Raw genomic sequence first — 4,497 nt, forward strand, 5'->3', positions numbered from 1 at the left:
TCACGGTCACCGCGACAGCGAAGGCGCAGCGCGTGGTCTGGACGATGGGCGACGGATCGACCATCACCTGCACCGGTCCGGGAACCCCCTACGCGGACTCCTACGGCAAAAAATCCTCGCCCACCTGCGGACACACTTACACCCGTGAGGGCAAGTACACCGTCCGTGCTACGTCCTTCTGGGTGGTGACCTGGTCGGGCATCGGGCAGAGCGGCACCATCCCGCTCAACTTCACCGACACCGCCGCCATCACCATGGGCGAGGCGCAGGTCCTCACCCAGTAGCAACGCACCAAACGAGCTGAGCATGGCATCCGGACACCGGCTGGTCGGACTGACGCCCCGCTCGAGCACTGCTCCTTGTCCGCCGCCATCGGTTCAGGCGGTCGCCGCGGTGCTCTGGCCCCACAGTTCGGTGCGCACGGCCTCGGTGAGCCGGCGGCTGGCGCGGCTGCACCGCTGCCGCACCGCGGCCTGGCTCAGTCTTCGCTCGGCCGCCGCGGCCGCGAATCCGGAGTTGCCGGGGGAGGGCGGGTAGGCGGCTGCCAACAGGCTGCCCTCCTCTGCGGAGATCGCCTGGTGTGCGACGCCCCACGTGATGACCTGTAGGAGGTCTGAGTCGGCGCTCAGCTCACCGACCGACGCCGCGTGGTCGAAGGTGTATGCCGCGCGGTCCTCAAGGGGCATCTCTGCCGGGTCGACCGGGATGGCCTCCTCATGCTTGCGGGCGCCGCTGACTCTGTGCAGCGTGTCCAGTGCGAGGTTGCTGGCGACCTTGGCCGGTCGTCGCTCGATCGGGTAGGTGGCCAGCACGTCCCAGAACTCGGCGATGGTGATGTGGTGGCGGTCCTCGGTCCATGCGTTGTCCGTGGACGTGGGTGAGGTGCGCAGGGTGATCCTGATCAGTTTGGGGAGCATCGTCTGCAGGACGACTCGCCCGGCGAGCTGGTGGCCCTTCTGGAAGAGGCGGATCAGGGCCAGGAGCATCGCGTCGGTCTGTGCTGCAGCTGCGGCGTCGATCGCGTCGACGACGTCGCCGGGGCGGACGAGGCCAGCCAGTGCCGCCTCGAGGCGACCCCACCGTCGAACGGTGGTCGCCGAGGATGTCAGAGCGTTGAGGTCGACCCACTCCTGCAGGAGCTGGCGGTAGATCGCCGAGGCGACCCACTCAGGTCTCTGGTCGTGCTGTCGGAAGGTCTTGGTCTTCACGGTGGCTCCATTCCGTGACGGCGTGTGGCTGGTCACGGACCACGCTGCTCAGCACCCCTTGCCCGAGGTCTTGCCCGATTTGGTCCCTCTGGATCTTTCTTCTGGGCAAGCCAACCGCGGACCCCTGCCCTCCTCGGTACTTCGACGTCTGACCTGCGAAAACGCGCGCGAGCAGGTCTCTTCAGATCGTAAGAAAGTTCTCACCGGATCCGGTCACAGACCTGGGATAGCCCACACCTTCTATGGGTGAACGCGACCCCATGAAGGAGATCTGCACCGATGAGTGATGAGGACCGTGAGCCCACTGAGGCCCGCGAGCTGGCCGACGCCGCGACCGTGCATGCCGTCCGCGAGGACATCGTGCAAGCCCTCGGTCCGCTGGCTGCGAGCCCGCTCGACGAGCAGGCCGTCGAGCGGATGCGTCGCGCACTGGCCCGCGCGGACACGCCCGCGGTGCGGGCAGCGCTGCGCCGGCTCAGGGTCGCCGTCACGCCACCGAGCCCTCGTCGACCCTTCCTGGTCCCGATTCCCTCGAACGCTGACAGGGCTTCGGTCCTGCGTCCGCAGGCTCCGCGGCCGTCGGCCCAGCCCTGTCAGCTCATCTCGGCCCCGATGGCTGGAGGTGCCGCATGAGCCCCACCCTCTCCTTGCGTCGACGTCGTCCCGAGCTCGACGTGCCGCCCGATGAAGTCATCGAGGACCCGCCTCCGATTGCCTCGGCGAAGGAGCAAGTCGCCTCGAAATTGGGCGCCAAGGTCACCACCATCGCGCTGATGGGCTGCCTGGTGGCGGGCCCGCTCGGTCTGGCCGCGGGCGGGCTGGCGATCGCGCAAGCCTCCGGATCGGTGGCTCCGGTCCAGACCACCGTGCCGGACCAGTCCAACGAGCGCGCTGCCGCCGGAGAGTTCGCGCAGCGCCTAGTCCTGGCCTGGCTCGGCAGCACCCGCGACCACCCCGAGCAGCTGGCCGCCCTGGTGTCGAGCGCGCAGACCGCGTCACTGCCCACGGTCGCCTTCACGACGAGCGATCCGGCGGTCTCATCGATCCGCAGCATCAACGGCGTGTGGGCCGTGACGGTCGCCGTCACTGTCACCGACTCGCGCCCCAGCACCGCCCGGCGCTTCTTTCAGGTCCCAGTCGTCGTGACCGACCAGACCCTCGCTGCGCTGACCCTCCCGTCCCCGGTCGCAGGTCCACCGGTCGCCGCCGGAGCCGACCTTGACTACCAGGTGCAGGTCGCCTCCACCGGCCCGGTCGCCTCCACCGTTGCCCAGTTCCTGAGCGCGTACCTGGCCGGTGCCGGTGACGTCACCAGGTACGTCACGCCAGGTGACCAGTTGCCCGCCATCGACCCGGCCCCCTACACCGCGGTGCGTGTCACCGACCTGCGCTGCGACCTCAACGTGGACACCGCTGCCACACCCAAGGACGGCACCATCCTGCGCCTCCTCGCGGCCGCCGACGCCACCGCCACCGCCAAGCAGACCGTGAGCGTCAACTACGCCCTTACCCTCCGGTCCCGCGCCGGCCGCTGGGAGGTCGCCGCGATCGACCCGTCTCCGGCCCTGTCCACCAAGTCCCCCGGAGCCGGTCCGGCTTCGGGTCAGCCGACCCCCACAGGGTCGATCACCACCCCAACAGGTCCGACCTCGTCGGCCACTACTCCGTAGGAGCGACTCATGAGCACCCTCTTCAACCTGACCCAGGAAGTCAGCACCCAGCTGGCCCTGGTCCACCCGATGGCCGTGCCCGCGGCCGCCGGCGGCACCGGGATCCTGGACTGGCTCACCAACAAGCTGACCGACCTGCAGGCGGTCTTCCGCCTCCTCAGCGTCGTCGGCGGGATGGGCTTCGTCATCTGGCAGGGCATCCAGTCCCGCGGCGCCATGGCCCGGATCATCATCGCCGGCATCGCCGCCGGCATCTTCATCTGGATCGTCTGGAACGTCACAAAGCTGCAGGCCCGCGTCGGCAGCGAGGTCAACGCCTCCGGTACCTACTCCCAGCTCGTCGCGCACCCGTCGACTCACCAGCCGGGTACGCGGCTCATCTCGAACTGACCCCGCCCGGCCACGGTGACCGGACCAGTCGAAGGAGCATGTGATGAGCGAGCGTGATCAGACCCACGAGGTCGTCAAGTGGTACACGCGTGCCCGCCGATTCCCCCAGCTGATCGGGAAGACCCCCGATGGTGCGCGAATCTGGGGCGGCCCGTATACCTACACGCAGGTCATCGGCGCCGTCGTCGTCCTGGTCGCCGGCACCAAGACGGTCGGGATCTGGGGCCAGTTCGGACTGATCGGCAACGCACTGACGCTCCTGGGCGTCGCCTACGGCACCACGCTGGCGCTCGGCCGGATGCCGATCGGCTCACGGAACCCCGTCGCGGTGGGCTCCGGCCTGATCCGCGCTCTCAGCGCATCGTCGTCTGGGAACGTCGGCGGTCGTCCGGTGCGGATCCGCCGGCCCCACCGCGCATCCACCCGCGTGGTGATCAACCCCGGCGCCCCGGCCCGTCCCGCTGCGCTACCGGCACCGGTGGCTTCCACCGCATCTGCGCCCCCGAGGACCAAGCGACTCCCGCGGCCGCGATGGTCTCGGCCCGCCCCCTCACAGAACCCCACCTCGCGTCCAGCGCCGCGAGGGTCCCGCTCCACCCCATCTTCCGCGCCGGCCCTGACCGGCGTTCAGCGGCTCCTGGCCGCCTCGAGCGCACCCCAGGAGGACTGATGCGCACCCCCACCCGGTCCATGGCCGCGAACCTGCGTTGGACCCGCAGCGGCACCGTCTGGGCCGACTGGATCCTCACCGGCCTTCCCTACGGGCTGCGACCGACCAAGGACAAGCACGGAGTGCGAGCTCTGCACCAGGCCCTCATCCGCTCCCTGCCCGGCGAGTCTCTTCTGATCGGCGTGTGCTCTGGGCTGGACCCGGCCGCGGTGGTGGAGAAGATGCTCGAGTGCGTCGACCTGGCCAGCTGCCCGGACTGGGTCGCTGAGTGCGAGGCGACCATGGACTCCTTGGACCTCATCGGGCCCGGGCAGCGAATCTACTGGCTGTCCGTGCCGCTGGGCGTCGACAAGCCGTCCGATCGTGCGCTCGAGCCATTCCACGCCGCGACCGCCGACCTGCGCGACCGGATCGGTCTGCCCCGCGCCCCGATCCCTGCCGGCGACGTCCAGCGCCGTCTGGCCCAGGCCGCCCGCGTCGCTGAGTCCATCCCATCCCCGTTCAACCCCCCCCCCCCCACCCCCCCCCCCCAGGTGTGGGGGCCCGAGCCCACCATACG

Annotated in this window: 5 protein-coding genes and 2 pseudogenes; 6 read left to right on the forward strand and 1 reads right to left on the reverse strand. The window is 69.8% G+C overall.

Going from position 1 to position 4,497, the window contains the following annotated elements:
• Positions 1-284: pseudogene (locus L0H79_RS20890) on the forward strand (PKD domain-containing protein); the annotation flags it as partial.
• A 93-nt stretch (positions 285-377) separates the two neighbouring features.
• On the opposite strand, the gene L0H79_RS20895 reads toward L0H79_RS20890, so the two are convergent.
• A complete protein-coding gene (locus L0H79_RS20895) occupies positions 378-1,208 on the reverse strand; it encodes a hypothetical protein (protein ID WP_301486583.1) in 831 nt (276 codons plus the stop codon).
• Positions 1,209-1,487: 279 nt separating this feature from the next.
• Here L0H79_RS20895 and L0H79_RS20900 point away from each other — a divergent pair, with 279 nt between their 5' ends.
• The 5 genes and pseudogenes from L0H79_RS20900 to L0H79_RS20920 all read left to right on the forward strand — a co-directional run.
• A complete protein-coding gene (locus tag L0H79_RS20900; RefSeq protein WP_301486585.1) occupies positions 1,488-1,841 on the forward strand; it encodes a hypothetical protein in 354 nt (117 codons plus the stop codon).
• The gene (locus L0H79_RS20905; protein ID WP_301486587.1) at positions 1,838-2,878 is read left to right on the forward strand and encodes a conjugal transfer protein; all 1,041 of its coding nucleotides are present in this window, start codon (positions 1,838-1,840) and stop codon (positions 2,876-2,878) included. Before L0H79_RS20900 ends, L0H79_RS20905 begins: the two co-directional genes overlap by 4 nt.
• 9 nt (positions 2,879-2,887) lie before the next feature.
• A complete protein-coding gene (locus L0H79_RS20910; RefSeq protein ID WP_301486589.1) occupies positions 2,888-3,268 on the forward strand; it encodes a hypothetical protein in 381 nt (126 codons plus the stop codon).
• A 43-nt stretch (positions 3,269-3,311) separates the two neighbouring features.
• The gene (locus tag L0H79_RS20915; protein ID WP_301486591.1) at positions 3,312-3,938 is read left to right on the forward strand and encodes a hypothetical protein; all 627 of its coding nucleotides are present in this window, start codon (positions 3,312-3,314) and stop codon (positions 3,936-3,938) included.
• Positions 3,938-4,497 (forward strand): annotated as a pseudogene (locus L0H79_RS20920) (ATP-binding protein); the annotation flags it as partial. The gene L0H79_RS20915 and the pseudogene L0H79_RS20920, both read left to right, overlap by 1 nt.

Source organism: Intrasporangium sp. (assembly GCF_030452765.1).
Taxonomy (GTDB): Bacteria; Actinomycetota; Actinomycetes; order Actinomycetales; family Dermatophilaceae; genus Intrasporangium_A.